We start from the raw sequence: 20,582 nt of genomic DNA on the forward strand, positions 1-20,582 counted from the left end.
TGGATATTCGTTCAGCTTTTTTTGTGTCATAATTGTCCGTTTCGTGCCGGTCGCGTTGTCAAAGCGGTCGTCAGTAATTATTCATCCGGTGTCGGGATTAAGTTGAATGGATAAGATCGAAGTTCGTGGTGCTCGTACCCATAACCTGAAAAATATCAGCCTGGTTATTCCCCGCGACAAGTTAATAGTCATTACCGGCCTGTCCGGCTCAGGCAAATCCTCTCTGGCTTTTGATACCCTTTATGCCGAAGGTCAGCGGCGTTACGTCGAGTCGCTTTCCGCTTACGCCCGCCAATTCCTGTCGTTGATGGAAAAACCGGATGTGGACCATATCGAGGGCCTCTCCCCCGCGATCTCCATAGAGCAGAAATCCACCTCCCATAACCCGCGCTCCACCGTGGGGACCATTACTGAAATTCATGATTACCTGCGCCTGCTGTTCGCCCGGGTTGGCGAGCCGCGGTGTCCCGATCATGACGTGCCTCTGGCGGCGCAGACCGTCAGCCAGATGGTGGATAATGTATTGTCCCAGCCGGAAGGCACGCGCTTGATGCTGCTGGCGCCCATAGTGAAAGAGCGTAAAGGCGAGCATAGCAAGACCTTGGAAGGCCTGGCGACGCAGGGATATATCCGGGCCCGCATCGATGGCGAAGTCTGCGATCTGTCCGATCCGCCCAAGCTGGAACTGCAAAAAAAACATACCATTGAAGTGGTGGTGGACAGGTTCAAGGTGCGGGAGGATCTGGCCCAGCGGCTGGCGGAATCCTTTGAAACCGCCCTCGGCCTGTCCGGCGGCACCGCCGTGGTGGCGGAAATGGATAATCCGCAAGCGGAAGAGCTGCTGTTCTCCGCCAATTTCGCTTGCCCCATTTGCGGTTACAGCATGCCGGAACTGGAGCCGCGCCTGTTCTCCTTCAACAATCCGGCCGGCGCGTGCCCTACCTGTGACGGGCTGGGTGTTCAGCAATATTTTGACCCGGAACGGGTCTTGCAAAATCAGGAAATATCCTTGGCGGGCGGCGCCATCCGCGGCTGGGATCGGCGCAATTTTTATTACTTCCAGATGCTGCGATCCCTGGCGGCCCATTACAAATTCGATGTGGAAGCGCCGTTCAATGAACTGGACAGCGAAGTCCAGCAAAAAATCCTGTTCGGTTCCGGTAAAGAAACCATTGAATTCAAATATATCAACGATCGCGGCGACAGCTCGATAAAACGCCACCCCTTCGAAGGGGTGCTGCCGAATATGGAGCGCCGTTATAAAGAAACCGAATCTTCGGCGGTGCGCGAAGAGTTGGCGAAATATATCAGCAACCGCCCTTGCAACAGCTGCGGCGGTACTCGTCTACGCCGTGAGGCGCGCCATGTGTTTGTGGAAAACACCACGCTGCCTTCCATTTCCGATATGGGCATCGGCCATGCCTTGAGCTTCTTTGATGAGATGAAGCTCAGCGGTCAACGGGCCCAGATCGCTGAAAAAATTCTGAAAGAAATCCGCGATCGGCTGAAGTTTCTGGTGAATGTCGGTTTGAATTATCTCTCTTTGTCCCGATCGGCGGAAACCCTGTCCGGCGGGGAGGCGCAGCGTATCCGCCTGGCCAGCCAAATCGGCGCCGGCCTGGTGGGGGTGATGTATGTGCTGGACGAACCTTCCATCGGCCTGCACCAGCGGGATAATGAACGGCTGCTGGAAACCTTGATCCATCTGCGCAATCTCGGCAATACGGTGATTGTGGTGGAGCATGACGAAGACGCCATTCGCGCGGCGGACCATATCATCGATATCGGTCCGGGGGCCGGCGTGCACGGCGGGGAAGTGGTCGCCGAGGGTACCGCCGAACAGATTATGGCCAACCCCGCCTCACTCACCGGGCAGTTCCTGAGCGGAAAACGGGAGATCGCCATTCCCGAACGGCGCATTCCGGCCGATCCCACCCGGGTGCTGAAATTAATCGGCGCCCGCGGCAACAATCTGAAAGATGTCACCCTGACGCTGCCGGTGGGGCTGTTCACCTGTATCACCGGCGTGTCGGGTTCCGGTAAATCCACCTTGATCAACGACACATTGTTCCCGGTGGCGCAGCGCCAGTTAAACGGCGCCACCACCACTGAAGTCGCGCCTTATCGTGATATACAGGGTCTGGAGTACTTCGATAAGGTCATCGATATCGATCAAAGCCCCATCGGGCGGACGCCGCGTTCCAACCCCGCCACCTATACCGGGGTGTTTACGCCGGTGCGGGAACTGTTCGCCGGCGTGCCGGAATCCCGTACCCGTGGTTATACTCCCGGCCGTTTCAGTTTCAACGTGCGCGGCGGACGTTGCGAAGCCTGCCAGGGGGATGGCGTGCTGAAAGTGGAAATGCATTTTCTGCCGGATATCTATGTGCCCTGCGATCAATGCAAGGGCCAGCGTTATAACCGCGAAACCCTGGAAGTGAAGTATAAAGGCAAAAATATCCATGAAGTGCTGGATATGACCATTGAGGACGCCCGTGAGTTTTTCGATGCGGTGCCGGCGCTGTCGCGTAAATTGCAAACCCTGATGGATGTGGGTCTCTCCTATATTCGTTTGGGACAATCCGCCACCACCCTGTCCGGCGGCGAGGCGCAGCGCGTCAAGCTGGCCCGGGAGCTGTCGAAACGCGGCACCGGCCAGACGCTTTATATTCTGGACGAACCCACCACCGGGCTGCATTTCGCCGATATCCAGCAGTTGTTGGAAGTGCTGCATCAGCTGCGGGATCAGGGTAATACCATTGTGGTTATCGAGCATAATCTGGACGTGATCAAAACCGCCGACTGGATTGTCGATCTCGGCCCGGAGGGGGGAAATGGCGGAGGAGAAATTCTGGTATCGGGTACCCCTGAAACCGTGGCGGCCTGCAAGGATTCTTACACTGCCCGCTTCCTGAAGCCGATTCTGGACCGAAAGCACCATCCCATATCCAAAGCCGGCTGAGGGATGGTGTAAACGCAGAATGATTGCCGGCACGGTCTCCCTTTCACACGTTCGGTTCACGTCGTGGAGATAGCGGGCCTACCGTACCATGAGGCGCTCGGTCGGGCGAAAAAACCACGCCCGATTCGACCTCATTGGCACGGTCTCCCTTTAACACGCCCGTTGCACAATCGGTAATGGCGGGCCTACCGTACCATGAGGCACTCTGTCGGGCAGAAAAACCATGCCCGATTCGACCTCATTGGCACGGTCTCCCTTTAACACGTCCGGTTCAGCTTCGGCGTTAGCGGGCCTACCGTGCTGTGGGGCGCTCGGTCGGGCGGGAAAACCATGCCCGATTCGACCCCATCAGCGCGGTCTCCCTTTAACACGTTCGTTGCACGATCGGTGTGATTTGGTCCAGTGATCTCGGGCCTAATCCGCAATGCAATCCGCGTAAGCCGCGCTGTGGAAATCAATTTCCCATTCCAGCACCTGCCGATAGAGGGCGGACAAGCGCCGCTGTTCGCTTTCAGGCAGCGCCGCGCCGCACTGGTCCAGTTCCGCCTTTAACCAACGGGCCTGGGCGAAAAAAGCCTCTTCCGCATGCATCTCTACCCATTGGCGGATATCCGGGTCCGTTTGTCCGGACCGGGATACGCGGCTGCACCAATGGTAATACATCCACTCGGCGCCAAACATCAGGGTGATGATATCGGCATAACCTCCATCACGGGCGGACGTCAACATGCCGTCGCGAAAACGGCTGACCGCCAGCAGGTTGCGCTGATAATGGTCGGGATTGATACCGCGCCGCGCCAGGACCTGTTCGAAATAACCCATCTGGTCGTCCACCAGGGCGTTCAGTACGCCCACCAGCCAGCGCTGCTGACGGATATCCGGCGCTTTGCTGACCGCCAGGGCAAAAATGCCGATGGCGGTGGCGACAAAATCGCCTTCGAACACCAGGTATTGATTAAAAACGTCGGCAGGCAATTTATCCTGTTCGATATCGGTAACAAAACGATGCTGTTGCATGGCCTGCCAGGACGCCTGGTGCTCCGCCAGCAGTCGGTCGCTGAAACTCTCCATCATGCCTCCAGCGCCGCCCGGGCCGCGGCCATAAAATGTTTAACCCGTTCCGGTTCCACTTCATTCCACCAGACGCCGCCCACTTTTAAGGTGCTGGCGACAATCACGCCCTGGGTGCGTTGCAAAATCTGTTGGACGTTATCGGGGGTGACGCCGGATCCCACCAACAACGGCAGCGCGGTGGCGGAACGTATTTCATCGATTTCCTCCAACGTTGCGCTGTCGCCGGTGCGCTGGCCGGTGGCTATCACCGCGTCGGCCTGGAAAAAATCCACGTCCCGGGTCAATTCCTGAATGGAACGATCGGCAACAATGGCATGACTGCCGTGTTTAACGTGGCTGTCGGCAAAAACCCGGATATGTTCGGCCCGCAGCATACTGCGATAGCGTAACGCCTTGGCCGCCGCGCCTTCAATAAACCCTTCATTGGCGATATAGGCGTTCGCCCATTGATTGACCCGGATAAAATCCGCCCCGCCCGCCAGCGCCGTGGCCAGGGCAGGTAAGGCGGCATTGGCCAGCACATTAATCCCAAGCGGCACGCCGAATTCTTTTTTGATACGATCGGTGATGACCGACATTAGCGCCGCGGTTTCCGGCCCGATATCTTCCGGTTTTGCAAAAGGAATATCGCCATGATTTTCGATAATGAGCCCATGCACGCCGCCGGCAATATAATGCTTGGCATCGTACAAAGCGCGATCAATTATTTTCGAAAAAGGCTGCCCTTTATATTGCGGCGTGCCGGGGAAAGCGGCGCAATGCACAACGCCAATGACTGCTTTACTTCTGGAAAATATATCTTGTATTGCACTGGGTTTATCTGCTGATATAGAGGCCATCTTATTTCACCTTCTTAGGAATTACATTATGCACGTCTATGTCGTGGGTAATATGGGCGTCGATCAAACCTATCTTATCGATGAACTGCCGGAAAAAGGCGCATCGATTCTTGGGCAAAGAATATCCCAGGATTTGGGTGGTAAAGGGGCTAATCAGGCCATTATCCTGGCCCGCTGTGGAATAAATACCACCTTGATTGCCGGGAGCGGTGATGATAGTCAAGGGGCATGGTGCCGTAAAAAAATAGAGCAAGAATCATTAACGCTGTTTCCCATTAAGCCATTAAATTGCGCAACAGATACATCCATTATTCTTAATAGCGCCGATGGCGATAATGCGAATATCACCACCACCACCGCTGCCGAAATTTTATCCCTGGAGGACATCAAAACCGCCCTCGCCGCCGCGCAGCCGGGTGATGTGTTATTACAGCAGGGTAATTTCTCTTTTGAAAAAACCCGCGCCATCTTTGAATATTCCCGCAGTCGTAAATTATTCAATGTGTTCAATCCTTCGCCGGTTAAAACGCAATTCGCCCAGCTTTGGCCGCTTATCGATCTGGCCGTGCTCAACAGTCTCGAAGCCAGGTTGCTGAGCCAGGGTAATCAGGAGCCGGTGGCCGCCGCGCAACAGTTGTTGAACGACGGCGTCGGCACGCTGGTGATTACTCTCGGCGCCGACGGCGCGCTGCTGTTTGGCAACGGACAGCAACATCACGTGGATGCCGCGCCCTGCCGTGTCGTCGACACCACCGGCGCCGGCGATACTTTCCTGGCGGTCATGCTGGCCTCTTCACTGCGGCGTGGCGTTCACGTTGATCCGAAGGCGCTGCGCCATGCCGTTGCCGCCGCGGCGGTTACCATCGGCCGCAGCGGTACGTTAAATGCCTTCCCTTCCCGGGAAGAGCTGGCCGCCTTGCTTGCCTGATAACACCTTGTCTGGTCGGGACAGGATGTCCCGCTGGACTGCCCGGTCGGGACAGGCCATTACTTGAATAACGGGCGGAACGTGTCGACATTGCTTTTGGTCACCACGGTGGCCGGCACCAGGATATTTTTCTCCACCGTCTGACCGGCGGTGACCGCGTTAAGGGCTTTCAGCGCTTCGAAGCCCATTTTTTCAGGATCCTGCTGCAAGACCGCCGCCACATACCCTTGATCGATGCCGGTGATGGCCTGGGCAGTCAAATCCCAACCGAAAACCTTGATATCCTTTTGACGACCCTGGTTGACCACTGCCGCCATCGCGCCCAGCAATGCCGGTTCGCCGGTGGCGTAGATCGCGGTCATGTCGGGGTTACCGGTAATCAGATTCTCCGCGGCGGTCAGCGCATCGTCCTGGATATTACGTCCATCCACCACATCCGCCACTTTGATCCCCGGATTGACTTTGATGGCATCTTCAAATCCTTTTTGACGGGCATTCTGGATGGCTGAATTCAGTGCACCGACAATCCCCACCTTGACCTTGCCGCCCATATTTTTCTTAACATAATCGGTAAAATAATCACCCAAGATGTGGCCGCCTTTAATATTATCTACCCCAACCTGTGATTTTTGCGGTCCGGCGGGCAATACGGCATCAATGGCGATAACGGGAATATGGGCATCCGCCGCTTCTTTGATGGCCGGCATAATACCGTTCACATCAATCGCGTCAACAAGAATGCCTTTAACGCCTTGTTGAATATAGTTTTCAATGGCGTCATTCTGCGCCACGGGATTATCGGTGGCATTAAAAACCACCAAAGTTTTACCCGTTTTTTTTGCCGCTTCCTGCGCCCCTTTATTCATCAAATTGAAGAATAACGCTTGCTGGTTAATTTGGACCAACGCATAGGTGGGCGCCGCGTCTTTTGCTGAAGATGCGCCGGTCAATAATGCTATTGCCGTCAATGAACAGGCCAGGGTGGAAATGAATCTTTTGCCGGTGTTAAATAACATTTGGTTGTCCTCGTCAAGAAAAATAGTGCAAGCAAGATGCATAAGGACCAAAATCAACGGCCTCGGCATCAGGGATAAAGTTGGCGGGACAAATATCGATAGGGCGAAAACACAGCAACGGAAATCACAAAATCGCCGTCCGGTGTCGCAGCATTTACTGTCGGATTCTGTTCCTAGCCTGTCCATGTAGGCTATTTTACGGTCAGAATCGGCAGGTTCGGGAATAATTCCCGGAAAACAGGTATTGCGGGTAAACTGCTAATTACAATTCATCGACGCCGAACTTTTGTCAAGCATTAATTCGTGCGACACAGCCTATTATAGGACAGAATTACGTTAAAAAGGCCTGTAACCCTCTGACGTAAATGTGTTAACAATAGCGCTGGGCAGAATGATTGCGGTGGTGCGAATGAATAAAAAAAGAGTCGTCCTTTCAGATGTCGCCAACTTGGCCGGCCTGTCCAAGGCCACCGTCTCGCGTTATCTCAACAACAGTATCGTCTTGCCGCAGGCGACGGTGCAGCGGATTGAAGATGCCATCGCCCAGTTGGATTATCGCGCCAACAGTCTGGCCCGCCGCTTGAGCAAAGGCGGCAGCGAAACCATCGGCCTGGTGCTGCCGGATATTACCAATCCGTTTTTCGCTGAACTGGCGGATGCCGCGGAAGAAGCCGCATCGGAGCATCACTACAGCCTGGTGCTATGTATCACCCGCAACAACCCGGATAAAGAACGCCAGTTTATCCGCTGGTTGGATACCTGCCAAGTGGACGGACTGCTGTTCACGACCAACCGGCCGGATAACGGTTTATTACGGGAAGAATTGGTAGGCCATCAGCGCATCGTATTGATTGATGAGGATATTCCTGGCAGCGTAGTGCCTAAGCTCTTTGTTGATAACGTTCAGGGAGGCATATTGGCCACGGAGCAACTCATTGCCGCCGGCCATCGCCGCATCGCATTTGTCGGCGGTCCGGATGCGTTGATGAGCGTGCGCGAACGCCATGAGGGCTTCAGGCAAGCCATGGAGCATGCGGGACTGGACTGCCCTCCTGAGCGGGTACTGTATGGGGACTACAGCCGGGAATTCGGCCAATCCGCCCTGCACCGGCTGCTATCGCTGCCCGAGGCGCCCACAGCAGTGTTCGCCGCAAGCGACTATCTGGTGCTCGGCCTGCTTGACGGCCTGAGCCAACGGGGATTGACGGCACCTGAAGCACTGTCGCTGGTGGGTTTTGACGACGCCAGCTACGCTGAGCTTATCACGCCGCGGTTATCTACCATCCGTCAGCCTGCCCGCTTACTGGGCCGCACCGCCATCGACATCATGATTAAATTGCTTAACGGTCGCCAGGATATCAACGTTGAAACCCGTATTCCGGTGCAATGGATTGGCCGAGATTCGGTGCGGCGCTACCCGCCGGAGTAAGTTTTCGCACCAATTTTGCGCAACCCTGCACAAAAATGATGCATTGAAATGCATTTAACCTATTGGCGGCAACAATACCGTAACCTTCGCACAAAAAAAATCCTCCCTGTCTTTATTTATTTTATATCAATAGGATACCAGCCATATCCTACGTAGTCGTTTGCAACTGACCGCCGCCATGGCATGAAAACTGCTTTGACCTTCTTGGCGATACAAATATCCACATAGCAGCACAGGCGAGTGGAATGGCGGAAGGTGAGTTTCCATTGTTTTGGTAAACCGGTTTACAAAGGAATTGTGAACCGAAAACAACCGAAATTCACCGATGCCGGCATAACGTCCCTTTCGAGGGACGGTATGCGCTTCATCTTTCAAGTTCGGAGATATATCAATGGCTGGAGCACAGAACGTATCCCCCAGGGTCGAAATGGTGGATATCACCAAGACTTATGGATCCATCCGCTCATTGCGCGGGGTTAACCTGAGATTGGCCCCCGGCGAAGTGCTGGGGCTGGTGGGCGACAATGGCGCCGGTAAATCCACGCTGACGAAAATACTGTCCGGCGCGGTGGTCCCCACCAGCGGCGCCATACGCATCGACGGGCAGGAAATGGCCTTTACCTCCCCGGCGGACGCGCGGCGTTGCCATATTGAAATGGTTTACCAGGACTTGTCGCTCTGCGACACCGTGGACGTGGCGGGTAATCTTTTTATGGGACGTGAACCGCAGACCCGTTGGCTGGGCATCCCGTTTCTTGATGAAAAAACCATGCATGCCCAGGCGCGGGAGATGCTTAAGGGGTTGGGAATATCCATCCCGGATACCCGTCTGCTGGTACGTAATCTCTCCGGCGGGCAACGGCAGGCCATCGCCATCGCCCGTGCGGCGGCCTTTGAACCTAAAGTGCTGATCATGGATGAACCCACCGCGGCGCTGGCGGTGGCCGAAGTGGAGGCGGTGCTGGAATTGATAAAACGCGTCAGCGCCCGCGGCGTCAGCGTGATCCTGATTACCCATCGCTTGCAGGATCTTTTTCTGGTCTGCGATCGCATCATGGTGATGTACGAAGGCACCAACGTCGCGGAGCGACAGGTGGCGAATACCAGTTTGTCGGACATCGTCAATCTGATCGTCGGCGAGAAGTTCGAGGCGCACTCTGCCCGCGCCCATTAACGGGGATACCCGCATGAGTATTATGAATATGTCTAATAACCGTATGATTCAGCATTCGCTGCCGCGACGCATTTTACATAACCACTCCGGCGTGGTAAGCATCGCGCTATTTTGCCTGTTTTGCTGTGTAGTCTTTGCCTTGATAACCGATGATTTCCTCAGCGGTCCCAACTGGCTCAATATCATCCGCCAGAGCGCGCCGTTACTGATTGTCGCCACCGCCATGACCCTGGTTATCACCACCGGCGGCATCGATCTTTCGGTGGGTTCCATTCTGGCGCTGGTGGGGGCGTTATCCGCCATTGCCCTGAATAATTGGGGATTGCCCTGGCCGGTGGTATTGGTGGGCGGTCTGGTGCTCGGCGGAATGATTGGTTTGCTTAACGGCTATTTCATCGCATATGAAGGCATACCGGCATTTATCGTGACCCTGGCGACATTGGCGGTAGTGCGCGGCGTCGCCTTGCTGATTACCCAGGGTTATTCGATTCCGATTCCCGCCGACAGCCCGTTTACCCTGTTGGGACGCGCCTGGGTGATTGGTCTGCCCCTGCCGGCAATCTTGGGGGTATTAGTACTGATCTGCGGTCATATCCTGCTGAACAATACCCGTTTCGGCCGTTATGTCACGGCCATCGGCGCCAATACCGAAGGGGTGCGTCGCTCCGGGGTGAATACTCGCGCCACAACGATGTGGGTTTATGTTCTCAGCGGCATGAGCGCCGCCCTGGCCGGGATGATTATCACCGCGCGGCTGGGCAGCGGCTCTTCCAACCAGGGCGAGGGATTTGAACTGCAGGTGATTGCGGCGGTGGTGTTGGGCAGCACCAGTCTGTTCGGCGGCTTCGGTACCATTATCGGCACTCTGCTGGGCGCGTTGTCCATCGCGGTGATCCAAAACGGCCTGATTTTGTCGCACATTTCGCCGTTTTATACCCAGATTGCCACCGGCACCATTATTCTGCTGGCCATCTGGCTCAACACCCGTATTTTCAACCCGGCCCGGCCCATCAAAGGATAGAGGCGATGCAAAGTTCAATTTTCCGCCATGCGGATCCCCTGCCGCTTGGCGTCGACAGCGGTTATGTAATGACGGTGCTCGGCCCGCTGCCGGTTGACCGAATGGGTGTGACGCTGATGCACGAACATATTTTGCTGGATGCCTCCGGTAAATGGGTTCCCCCCTGCTGTTGCAGCGACAGGCATCTGGCGGAAATGCCGGTTAAGATGGAGAATCTCGGCGAACTGTCTCTGAATCCCTTGTCCAGCAGGGACAACTGCCAGCTGTTTGATCCGGAAGTGGCGACAGAGGAACTGATGAAATTCCGTGCCCTGGGGGGTGAAACGGTGGTGGACCCCACCAATATCGGCATCGGCCGCGACCCCCTGGCCTTGCAGCGAATTTCCCGTTTGACCGGTTTGAACATCGTCATGGGCACCGGTTTTTATCTTGAGCCGTCCCACCCCGCCTATGTGAAGACGAGCTCGGTGGAACAGCTGGCTGAACAAATGATTTACGACGTCGGCGGCGGTGAGGAAAAACCGCAGGTGATCGCCGGTCTGATCGGTGAAATCGGCATATCATCGGCCTTTACCGCCGATGAGGAAAAATCCCTGCGCGCGGCGGGCCGGGCCAATGCCGCCACCGGCGTCCCCATCGAGGTTCATTTACCAGGCTGGGAACGTCTGGCCCACCGGGTACTGGATATCCTGGAAGAAGAAGGCGCCGACCTGCGCCATACCGTACTGTGCCATATGAATCCCAGCTTCGCCGATAAAACCTATCAGCGCGATCTGGCCCGGCGGGGAGCATTTCTGGAATACGATATGATCGGCATGAGTTATTATTATGCCGATGAATCCGCCCAATCCCCCTCCGACGAAGAGAATGCCCGGGCTATCCGGGAGCTGATTGACGATGGCTTTATTTCCCAGGTTTTAATGTCCCAGGATGTCTTTCTCAAAACCATGCTCACTCGCTACGGCGGCCATGGCTACGGTTATATCCTGCGGCATTTCGTGCCGCGCCTGCGGCGTCACGGCGTCACCGGCGAGCAGTTGGAGACCCTGATGATCGCCAATCCCCGGCGAGTGTTTCAGCGTTAAGGCGCAGGAATGCGCAAAAAAACTCGGCATCACGGATTGTGAACAACTGCCCCCTTCTATTGAGGGGGTGGGTCTTCCCATTATTCCCGTGGTGTCCATTTCCCACCTTAGCCATCTGATATTGGCTAAGTCACGATCGAGCAGCGATTAACGTGAGGAGTGCGATGAATCCCGCTGAAGAAGTCATCCGGCTTACGCAAGCTTTGCTGCGGTTTGATACCATTAATCCCCCCGGTGATGAATCGCTGTGCATGGCTTTTTTGGCGGATTACTTGAAGCTGCAAGGCTTTGAAGTCCACTTGCAGTGCTTCGCCGAGAAACGGTTCAATTTGCTGGCGCGCATGGCCGGCAAAGACAAAAATGCCGTACCCCTGGCCTTTACCGGCCATCTGGATACCGTGCCCCTGGGTAATGCCCCATGGCGCTATAACGCATTCGGCGGCGAGATCGTCGAGGGTAAGCTGTACGGACGCGGCGCCAGCGACATGAAAGCGGCTGTCGCGGCCTTTATTGTGGCCTGTGTACAGCATCAACAGGCGGTTCGGGACGGGGACGGCGTGATATTGATATTGACCGGCGGCGAAGAGACCGGCTGTGACGGCGCCCGGGCGCTGCTCGAAGACGCCCGCATCGTGCTGCCGCCGGTGAAGGCGTTGATCGTCGGCGAACCCACGTCGAACTACCCGGTGATCGGCCATAAAGGCGCTTTGTGGCTGCGCTGCGAAACCCAGGGTAAAGCCGCCCACGGCGCCATGCCGGAACTGGGGATCAACGCTATCTATATGGCCGCCGAAGCCATTGCCAAAATACGTCATTTTAAACCGGGCGCGCCGCATCCGTTAATGAAACAACCGACGCTGAACGTCGGCACCATCAGCGGCGGACTGAATATCAACTCGGTACCGGATCGCTGTTCGTTCGACGTGGATATCCGCACCGCGCCGAACCTGGAACATGATGAAATACGGCAGCGATTAGCCGCCATGGCCGGGGAACATCTCTGCATGACCACCCTGGTGGATCTGCCTTCAGTGCTCACCGAGCCGGGTGATCCGTGGATTGAGCAAGTATTCCTTCTTTGTCGGCCGCTGCACGATGGGCCGCTGCAATACCGGGTTGTGCCCTATTTTACCGACGCCTCGCTGTTGCTGGACGCCCTCGGCTCTCAGCCCTGCATTATTCTGGGGCCGGGAGAGCCGACCATGGCGCATCAAACCGACGAATATTGCGTGGTGGATAAGCTTCTGCAATCAGTGGATTTATATGGGGAAATAATCAATATCGGCGGCTGACTATTCCCCCTGCACAATGGCGATAACCTTAGGCTTGCCCCCATGTTGGCGATGCTGCCCCAGCCATAGAGGTGTCTTCATTGATCTATGCTGCCCTTATTACACTATTCACAAGTGAACATCCGCCCTGTACTGCTTTTTCACCCACTGTTACAAATGAACGTAACCCATAGCGCTCAGCATTGTCATTAGTCAGTCGATAAGGTAAATATAGCCTCTGTCGGGCATAAACGTCTCCTTAAAAAATATCCGGCAACATTATAACTATCGAGGAACCACTCGTTATACGCCAATAAAAAAATGTAAACGCTGTGATTTTTTCTGAGTTGGGCTTAAGCAAAATTTAAAAGTATTAAATATATAAAAAAGTAAATTATTTTTTAAAAAGAGTGAGTATTTATATGAACGTTACACCATTAGATTTACTTTATAATTATCCCAGTGACAGCATGGGTACCCTTGTTCTTAAGGATGGGGATAAAGTTTTAAATACGCTTCAATTTCAAAGATCCCTCAACACAGAGCTGAGCGAGTTAGGTGCAACATTATCGCAGGTTTCCAATACACCTCAAAAGATTTCCAAAGGAAACGTCGACCTGGCTGGTTATTTATATGCATTATCAACAGCGGGAGAAATGCCTTCTTGTGTACTCATTGCCGAATTAACCCGTTGTAATGCATCAGTCAACCAGGCCCGCGAAAATCTAAAAAACGGTCGTGCGAATATTATGTCTGACTTCATCGCCAGGCCACAGCTTGGAAGGGAAATTGCCTTTATTCGCACAAAGGAAATCAATGGATTTTCAGTTGAAAATGATGTAACCATCCATGCTTCTTCTATGTATCTTTCTTTGGGTAATTGTCGAGAAATTGCAATACATACCGCCATTGTACATTCCCAAAATTGCCAAGGGGATGAGATTGTCAAACGGATGGTGTCTGAAAAAATTGACCATGCTTGGGCTGAAAGCCGCAACTGTGTGATGGATTCGTGGGCACATGGCCCGGCTGTTTTAAAAGAGGACGTAGGTTCCATCGATGTGGCGGACGGAGAGTGTTTATCTTTTAACAAAGAGAAAGGCCGCAAATTTTTGGAAGACAGTGCTGAATTGCTAAAAGTACTAGAAGTTCTTGGCAAAAATGGAGAAAAGTTAAAAGCAGAAATTGAAAGTAATACCTATATAACTTTAAAATTTAGGCCAAAAATTTCCGTGATTAATGATCGACTGAAGGAACTCATCAATGTCAAGCGTCAAGCCACAACGCACACTCAGCTTAGAGGAGTTAACAACCAAATCAGAGCGACGGGTGTGTTGAGAAGCTTGGCTGCCGCGATGGGTAAGGGGATAAGTATAAAAGAGGCAACAGATGGCAGCGATCATGTTATCAATGCCTTCAACAACCGGTTTTTGACAGGCTATCTTGACCAATGGCGCAGTGAATAAATTAAAAGCATCGTTTCTGTTGGCAACCCTTTCTGATTTTAGTAAAGGTTACTTTCATAAAAAAAACTCACCATAGCGACAAAACAGTTTTGCCCTTGGTTCTGCAGCGGTACGCTGCAGAACATTTTGCGTTGAGTTTTTATGCGGAACCGAGAACACTACTGCCCAACTTACCGCCGCAATCGCCTAAGCCGCCCGCTGCGCGTTATCGCTGTTAAGGCCCGACAGGCACGTGCGGCCCAAGGCTATCGGGTAAACAGCGAAATCTTACCGCAAACTGTCGATAACCAATACTATTCCCCCTGCAGGGTGGCGATAATCTTGCGATTGCCCCCATGAAGGCGATGCTCCCCCAGCCAGATACCCTGCCAGGTTCCCAGCATCAATTTTCCCCGGCCGACGGGTATTGTCAGCGACGCACCCAAAAGTGATGATTTGATGTGGGCCGGCATGTCGTCAGGTCCTTCATAATCATGCTGATAAGGGGCATCTTCCGGCACCTGGCGCAAAAAATGATTTTCCATATCGGCCCTGACGGTAGGGTCGTAATTTTCATTCAGGGTCAAAGAAGCCGAGGTGTGCTGCAGGTATAAATGCAACAGGCCGATATTTACCTCGGACAGATGCTCCAGTCGATCGATAATTTCCTCGGTCACCAGATGGAACCCGCGCCTTTGCGCTTTTAAGATCAGTGTTTGTTGATACCACATTTTTCCCGTTCCTTTCTTGTATAGGTTGAAAGCCAAAAGTACGAAACCTGCGTTAGGTCAATGACCAGGTTTATAGATGCCTTCAGTAACCTGTGCTGCCCCTCCACCCGCTGTTTACAAGTGCGCTTTAGCAATAGCGATCATATACTGTCATTGGTCAATCGATAAGTTAGGTATAGCGTCTGTCGTGCTAAAACGCCTCATTGAGAATCGCCCTGATCACAATAACTAGCTAAAGGACTACCCGGCATTCGATAACAAACACATCTAAACGTTTTCAGTGTCTCATGGGTTCTACGCGGTCAAAATTTGAAAGCATTTTGTATTAAATAAAGATAAATTCTTCTTTTATCATAAGGGATTATTTATATGAATGTTACGTCATTAGGTTTAAACTATAGTTATCCTCGTGAGGGTGTGGGAATCCTTGTTATTAGGGATCATGATAAAGTTCTAAATAAGCTTCATTTTCATACATCCATAAAGACAGAGCTAAGCGATTGAGTCCCGGCGTTATCTCAGGTTTCCAATACACCGCTAAAGATTCCCAAAGGAAACGTCGACCTGGCAAGTTATTTATATGCTTTATCAACGGCGGGAGAGCTGCCTTCTGAGAAACTTATTACCGAATTGACCCTGTGTAATGCCTCAGTAAACCAGGCTCGCGAAAACCTCAAAAATGGTCGTCCGAATATCATGTCCGACCTCATCAATAGGCCACAGATAGGAAGTGAATTTGCCTTTGTTCGCACAAAGGAAATCAATGGATTTACAGTTAATAATGCTGAAACCATCTATGCTTCTTCTATGTATCTTTCTACGGGTAATTGCCAAGAGCATTCAATACATACCCAATTTATACATTCTCAAAATTGCCAAAAGGATGAGATTGTCATACGGATGGTGTCTGATGAAATTGACCATGGTTGGTCTGAAAGCAAAAACTGCGTGATGGATTCGTGGGCGAATGGACCGGCTGTTTTAAAAAAAGACGCAGGTTCTATCCATGAAAACGCCAGGCGTGAGTCCATTAACAAAGAAATAGGCCGTGAATCGTTAGAAAAGAGCGCGGAATTGCTGGAAGCATTAGAGGCTTATGGCAAAGATGGACAAAAGTTAAAAGCTGAAATTGAAAGCGAGACCAACATAGGTTTAAAATTTTGGCCTGAAACTTCCGTGATCAATAAACGTCTGGAGAATATCCTCAACACCAAGGGTTTTGCCTCATCGCAAAAAGAGCCTACCTCGGTTAACAGCCAAATCAGAGCGACGGGCGTGCTGAGAAGCTTGACCACTGCGCTGGGTAAGGAGACAACCATAAGAGAGGCAACGTCTGGCTGCGATGAGGTTATCAATGCTTTCAATAACCGGTTTAGGACCGGCTATCTTGGACAATGGCACGGTGAGAAAATAAAAAGTACTGTCTACGACGGCGAACCGAGTTATTTTAATTAAAGAAAAAGCAAATCCTTTGAATGAAGACGATTGAATCTTTAATTTTCTGCTGATCATTAATTTCATACGCAAGGAAAACTCAACATGGTCCTGGCGCCAACACTCACATGCCTATGGTTCTGCAGCGCTGCGCTGCAGAGCGTCTTGCGTTAAGTTTTCCCGCGGCGGCGGGGTAGCTAAGCCTAACTCACCGCCGCGATGGCCTGCGCCGCCCGCTGCACATTATCACTGTTCAGACCGGAAAGGCACATGCGGCCGGAGGCTATCAGGTAAACGCCGAATTCTTCCCGCAGCCTGTCCACCTGCGCCGGACTGAGGCCGGTGTAGCTGAACATCCCGCGCTGCCGCAAAAGGTAATTGAAATCGTGGCCAGGCAGCGACACTTTTAATGCCTCCACCAGGCTGTGACGCATCTTTAAAATACGTTCCCGCATCACGGCGACTTCTCCGTTCCATACGGTATACAAGGCCGGATCGTTCAAGACTTTCGCCACTACCTGGGCGCCGAAATTCGGCGGACTGGAATAGTTGCGGCGCACCGTCGAGGTTAATTGCCCCAGCACGCGTTCGGTCTCAGCGGCGCTATCGCACACCACCGACAGCGTCCCTACCCGCTCCGCATAAAGGGAGAAAATTTTTGAGAACGACTGGCTCACCAGGCAAGGCAACCCCAGCCGGGCCATTTCCCGCACCGCATAGGCGTCGTCGTCAAGACTCTCGCCATACCCTTGATAGGCAATATCCATGAAAGGAATGAGATCCCGTTCCGCCACCGCCTTGGTAACCTGATCCCACTGCTCATGGGTCAAATCGGAACCGGTGGGATTATGGCAGCAGGGATGCAGCAAAACGATGCTCTTGGCCGGCAGCGTTCGTAAACAGGCCAGCATGGCGGTGAAGTTGATGGCCAGCTTATCACCGTCAAAATAGGGATAATAATCCACTTTAAAACCGGCGCCGGAGAATACCGCCACATGGTTTTCCCAGGTAGGGTCGCTGACATAAACCGTCGAGTCCGGGAAATAGGCTTTGAGGAAATCCGCGCCGATTCTCAGCGCCCCTGAGCCGCCCACCGTCTGGATGGTGGCGATACGGGAGGCGTTGCGCATCGGATGATCTTCGCCGAACAGCAGAGCCTGGCTGGCGCTGCGGTAAGACGGCAGGCCCGCCATCGGCAGATAACCCGCGCCCTGTTTCGGCATGGCATCCAGCAAGGCTTCAGCGCGGGCAACCGCCTGCAGTTGGGGAATGATTCCCTGCTCGTTGTAATAAAGCCCGATGCTCAGATTCACCTTGTTAGGGCGCGGATCCAATTTGTACGCCTCCATCAGCGATAGGATCGGATCCCCGGCGTAAGCATCAACATGTTGGAACACGGTGCAGATCTCCTGGTGTTATGGGTTCAGGGGTGAAGCCTCTCCCCACAGTACCAAATAAATTTAATGAGTTGTTAATCAAAATGATTAAAAACAGACATGGGAGCCATTTTTCAGCCTGCTTACCGTCTCGTCACTCTCCGCATATTCAATGACCACGCGAGAGGTCAGCTTGGTAATAAGCTCATAGGCGCTGATACCGCTGGCGGCGGCCACCCGTTCCACCGGCAGTTCAGGGCCCCATAAGACCGCCCGGTCGCCGACGCGTTCCCGGCTGTCCGGTCCCAGATCCACCACCAGCATATCCATGGATACCCGCCCCACCAGCGGCACTTCACGCCCGTTGATCCAAACCGGCGTGCCGTTGGGGGCGCTGCGGGGATATCCATCGCCATAACCGAAAGCGATCACGCCCAGGCGGGTATCGCGAGGGCTGACCCAGGTGCCGCCGTAACCGCTCGCTTCACCGGCCTGATGATTCCGCACTGCGATAAGGGAAGAGGTCAGCGTCATGGCGGGCTTGAAACCATAATCGGCGCCAATACCGGCGCCGGGGGAAACGCCGTACAGCACAATACCGGGACGAACCCAGTCGCGGTGGGATTCGGGCCAAAACAGAATACCGCCGGAGGCGGCGATGGACTGCATGCCCGGTTTGCCCTCCACAAAGTCGTCAAAACAGGCCAATTGCCGAGGGGTGGCGTCCGCTTGCGGTTCATCGGCGCGGGCAAAATGACTCATGATGTTAACCGGCCCCCGGACGTTGGAGCATGCCGACAGACGGGCATAAAATTCCCCCGCCTGCCGCGGCGAGACGCCCAGGCGGTGCATGCCGGTATCCAGCTTCATCCATACCCGCACCGGCGATGCCAGGTTTGCCTGTTCCAGGGCCAGCAATTGTTCCGGGCTATGCACGGCGGTATCGATGCCCAATTCGGCCAATAGCGGCAACTCCTCGGCGGCGAAAAATCCTTCCAGCAGCAATATCGGCTTGGTAATACCGGCGCTGCGTAGCGCCAATGCCTCACTTAAACGCGCCACGCCGAAGCAGTCCGCGTCATCCTGCAGCGTCAATGCGGTGATGGGCATACCGTGCCCGTAGGCATTGGCTTTTACTATCGCCACTACCTGGCTGTGGGGCGCCAACCGGCGCACCTGCTGCAAATTATGCCGCAATGCCCGCCTGTCAATAACGGCAATGGCCGTTTTCATTATCCTAGTCCTGGTTGTCAATCATCATCATATTGCGGTCCGGCATAGCTGTCGAACCGCGACCACTGCCCGTTAAACGTAAGCCGTACCGTGCCGATGGGGCCGTTACGCTGTTTACCGAGAATAATTTCCGCAATGCCTTTCTGATCGCTGTTTTCGTGATACACCTCATCACGGTAGATAAACATGATCAAATCGGCATCCTGCTCGATGGAACCGGATTCACGCAAATCGGAGTTTATCGGGCGTTTATCGGCGCGTTGTTCCAAACCGCGGTTAAGCTGGGAAAGCGCCAGCACCGGCACCTGCAGCTCTTTTGCCAGCGCTTTCAGGGAACGGGAAATTTCAGCGATTTCCAGCGTCCGGTTGTCCGACAGCGCGGGCACACGCATCAGCTGCAAATAGTCAATCATGATAAGGCTTAAGCCGTCATGCTCGCGGAATACCCGCCGGGCGCGGGAACGCACGTCGCTGGGGGTCAGGCCGGAAGAGTCATCGATATACATATTATGCTTTTCCAGCAGCAGCCCCATGGTGCTGGAAATGCGCGCCCAATCCTCGTCATCCAGCTGGCCGGTACGGATTCGGGTCTGATCCACCCGGGACAGCGAAGCCAGCATACGCATCATAATCTGATTGCCGGGCATCTCCAGACTGAAGATCAGCACCGGTTTGTCTTCGGTCATGGCGGCGTTTTCGCACAGGTTCATGGCGAAAGTGGTCTTGCCCATGGACGGGCGCGCCGCGATGATAATCAAATCGGATTTTTGCAGGCCGGCGGTCTTTTTATCAAGATCGTGGTAGCCGCTGGACACGCCGGTAACGCCGTCATGGGGTTTTTGATAAAGCTGCTCGATGCGCGCAACGGTGTCTTCCAGGATGCGATCGATGCTTTTCGGGCCTTCATCTTTACTGGCGCGATTTTCAGCAATCTGGAAAACCCGCGACTCCGCTAGGTCGAGCAGGTCTTCACTGCTGCGTCCCTGGGGATCGTAACCGGCGTCGGCAATTTCATGGGCGACGGCGATCATTTCCCGCACCACCGCGCGTTCGCGAACGATATCAGCATAAGCGGAAATATTGGCCGCACTGGGTGTGTTTTTCGACAATTCCGCCAGATAGGCAAACCCACCCACCGAATCCAAGTCCCCTTTCTGCTCCAGGGATTCGGAAAGGGTGATGAGATCGATAGGCTTATTCAACTCCATCAGGCGCTGCATTTCGCCAAAAATCAGCCGGTGCGGGCGGTTGAAAAAATCTTTGACGGCGACGCGTTCCGCAACATTGTCCCAACGTTCATTATCCAGCATTAAGCCGCCCAACACCGACTGTTCCGCTTCCAGTGAATGGGGCGGAAGCTTCAGACCTTCAACCTGACGGTCCTGCGAGTAGTTTGTTTTGCTAGCGGTTTTTTTTTCTGACATGTGATAATGACTTTGCCTGATAGAAGCGGACCTTGGGTGAAGACGCATTGTAACGTTGATTGTCGCCAAATCCTATGCGGCTTTGCAATCGGGCGCTAAGGGCTTATGGTTATTTAAGACTTTCCACGTGAGGAACAGCT

At 53.7% G+C, this 20,582-nt stretch carries 16 protein-coding genes; 9 read left to right on the top strand and 7 right to left on the bottom strand.

The features are described from left to right. Positions 1-106: 106 nt before the first annotated feature. Positions 107-2,962 (top strand): excinuclease ABC subunit UvrA, encoded by a 2,856-nt coding sequence (gene uvrA, locus HB631_RS24075; protein WP_213993710.1) that lies wholly within the window; start codon positions 107-109, stop codon positions 2,960-2,962. A 414-nt stretch (positions 2,963-3,376) separates the two neighbouring features. Here uvrA and HB631_RS24080 read toward each other — a convergent pair whose 3' ends face one another. Then, complete coding sequence (locus tag HB631_RS24080; protein ID WP_213993736.1) at positions 3,377-4,033, bottom strand: TenA family protein; 657 nt, start codon at positions 4,031-4,033, stop codon at positions 3,377-3,379. Continuing rightward, entirely contained in the window at positions 4,033-4,875 is an 843-nt protein-coding gene (locus HB631_RS24085; RefSeq protein ID WP_213993711.1) for a BtpA/SgcQ family protein, read from the bottom strand. Before HB631_RS24085 ends, HB631_RS24080 begins: the two co-directional genes overlap by 1 nt. A gap of 28 nt (positions 4,876-4,903) precedes the next feature. Between HB631_RS24085 and HB631_RS24090 the strand changes: the two genes are divergently transcribed. Beyond that, on the top strand, positions 4,904-5,803 hold the full coding sequence (locus HB631_RS24090) for a PfkB family carbohydrate kinase (RefSeq protein ID WP_213993712.1): 900 nt from the start codon (positions 4,904-4,906) through the stop codon (positions 5,801-5,803). A gap of 59 nt (positions 5,804-5,862) precedes the next feature. On the opposite strand, the gene HB631_RS24095 is transcribed toward HB631_RS24090, so the two are convergent. Further along, positions 5,863-6,819: a substrate-binding domain-containing protein gene (locus HB631_RS24095; protein WP_213993713.1), complete on the bottom strand. Its 957-nt coding sequence runs from the start codon at positions 6,817-6,819 to the stop codon at positions 5,863-5,865. 409 nt (positions 6,820-7,228) lie between these two features. On the opposite strand from HB631_RS24095, the gene HB631_RS24100 reads away from it, so the two are divergent. The 6 genes from HB631_RS24100 to HB631_RS24125 all read left to right on the top strand — a co-directional run bounded on the left by HB631_RS24100 (position 7,229) and on the right by HB631_RS24125 (position 14,265). After that, entirely contained in the window at positions 7,229-8,248 is a 1,020-nt protein-coding gene (locus tag HB631_RS24100; RefSeq protein WP_213993714.1) for a LacI family DNA-binding transcriptional regulator, read from the top strand. A gap of 427 nt (positions 8,249-8,675) precedes the next feature. Then, positions 8,676-9,422, top strand: a complete 747-nt coding sequence (locus HB631_RS24105) for an ATP-binding cassette domain-containing protein (RefSeq protein WP_213993737.1) — start codon at positions 8,676-8,678, stop codon at positions 9,420-9,422. A 22-nt stretch (positions 9,423-9,444) separates the two neighbouring features. Continuing rightward, entirely contained in the window at positions 9,445-10,443 is a 999-nt protein-coding gene (locus tag HB631_RS24110) for an ABC transporter permease (protein ID WP_213993738.1), read from the top strand. A gap of 5 nt (positions 10,444-10,448) precedes the next feature. Then, complete coding sequence (locus tag HB631_RS24115; RefSeq protein WP_213993715.1) at positions 10,449-11,528, top strand: phosphotriesterase-related protein; 1,080 nt, start codon at positions 10,449-10,451, stop codon at positions 11,526-11,528. A 164-nt stretch (positions 11,529-11,692) separates the two neighbouring features. Then, positions 11,693-12,820 (top strand): M20 family metallopeptidase, encoded by a 1,128-nt coding sequence (locus HB631_RS24120; RefSeq protein WP_213993716.1) that lies wholly within the window; start codon positions 11,693-11,695, stop codon positions 12,818-12,820. Between the two features lie 401 nt (positions 12,821-13,221). Continuing rightward, the gene (locus tag HB631_RS24125) at positions 13,222-14,265 is read left to right on the top strand and encodes a hypothetical protein (RefSeq protein ID WP_213993717.1); all 1,044 of its coding nucleotides are present in this window, start codon (positions 13,222-13,224) and stop codon (positions 14,263-14,265) included. Positions 14,266-14,558: 293 nt separating this feature from the next. On the opposite strand, the gene HB631_RS24130 is transcribed toward HB631_RS24125, so the two are convergent. Further along, complete coding sequence (locus tag HB631_RS24130) at positions 14,559-14,975, bottom strand: secondary thiamine-phosphate synthase enzyme YjbQ (protein WP_213993718.1); 417 nt, start codon at positions 14,973-14,975, stop codon at positions 14,559-14,561. A gap of 696 nt (positions 14,976-15,671) precedes the next feature. Between HB631_RS24130 and HB631_RS24135 the strand changes: the two genes are divergently transcribed. Beyond that, entirely contained in the window at positions 15,672-16,430 is a 759-nt protein-coding gene (locus HB631_RS24135) for a hypothetical protein (RefSeq protein WP_213993719.1), read from the top strand. A 182-nt stretch (positions 16,431-16,612) separates the two neighbouring features. On the opposite strand, the gene HB631_RS24140 is transcribed toward HB631_RS24135, so the two are convergent. The 3 genes from HB631_RS24140 to dnaB all read right to left on the bottom strand — a co-directional run bounded on the left by HB631_RS24140 (position 16,613) and on the right by dnaB (position 20,442). Continuing rightward, complete coding sequence (locus HB631_RS24140) at positions 16,613-17,806, bottom strand: aromatic amino acid transaminase (RefSeq protein ID WP_213993720.1); 1,194 nt, start codon at positions 17,804-17,806, stop codon at positions 16,613-16,615. 87 nt (positions 17,807-17,893) lie between these two features. After that, positions 17,894-19,018, bottom strand: coding sequence for an alanine racemase (gene alr / locus HB631_RS24145; protein WP_213993721.1), 1,125 nt, complete (start codon positions 19,016-19,018; stop codon positions 17,894-17,896). A gap of 17 nt (positions 19,019-19,035) precedes the next feature. Further along, entirely contained in the window at positions 19,036-20,442 is a 1,407-nt protein-coding gene (dnaB, locus tag HB631_RS24150; protein WP_213993722.1) for a replicative DNA helicase, read from the bottom strand. Positions 20,443-20,582 lie beyond the last annotated feature (140 nt).

Origin of the sequence: Sodalis sp. dw_96, assembly GCF_018449575.1 — a bacterium.
GTDB lineage: Bacteria > Pseudomonadota > Gammaproteobacteria > Enterobacterales > Enterobacteriaceae > Acerihabitans.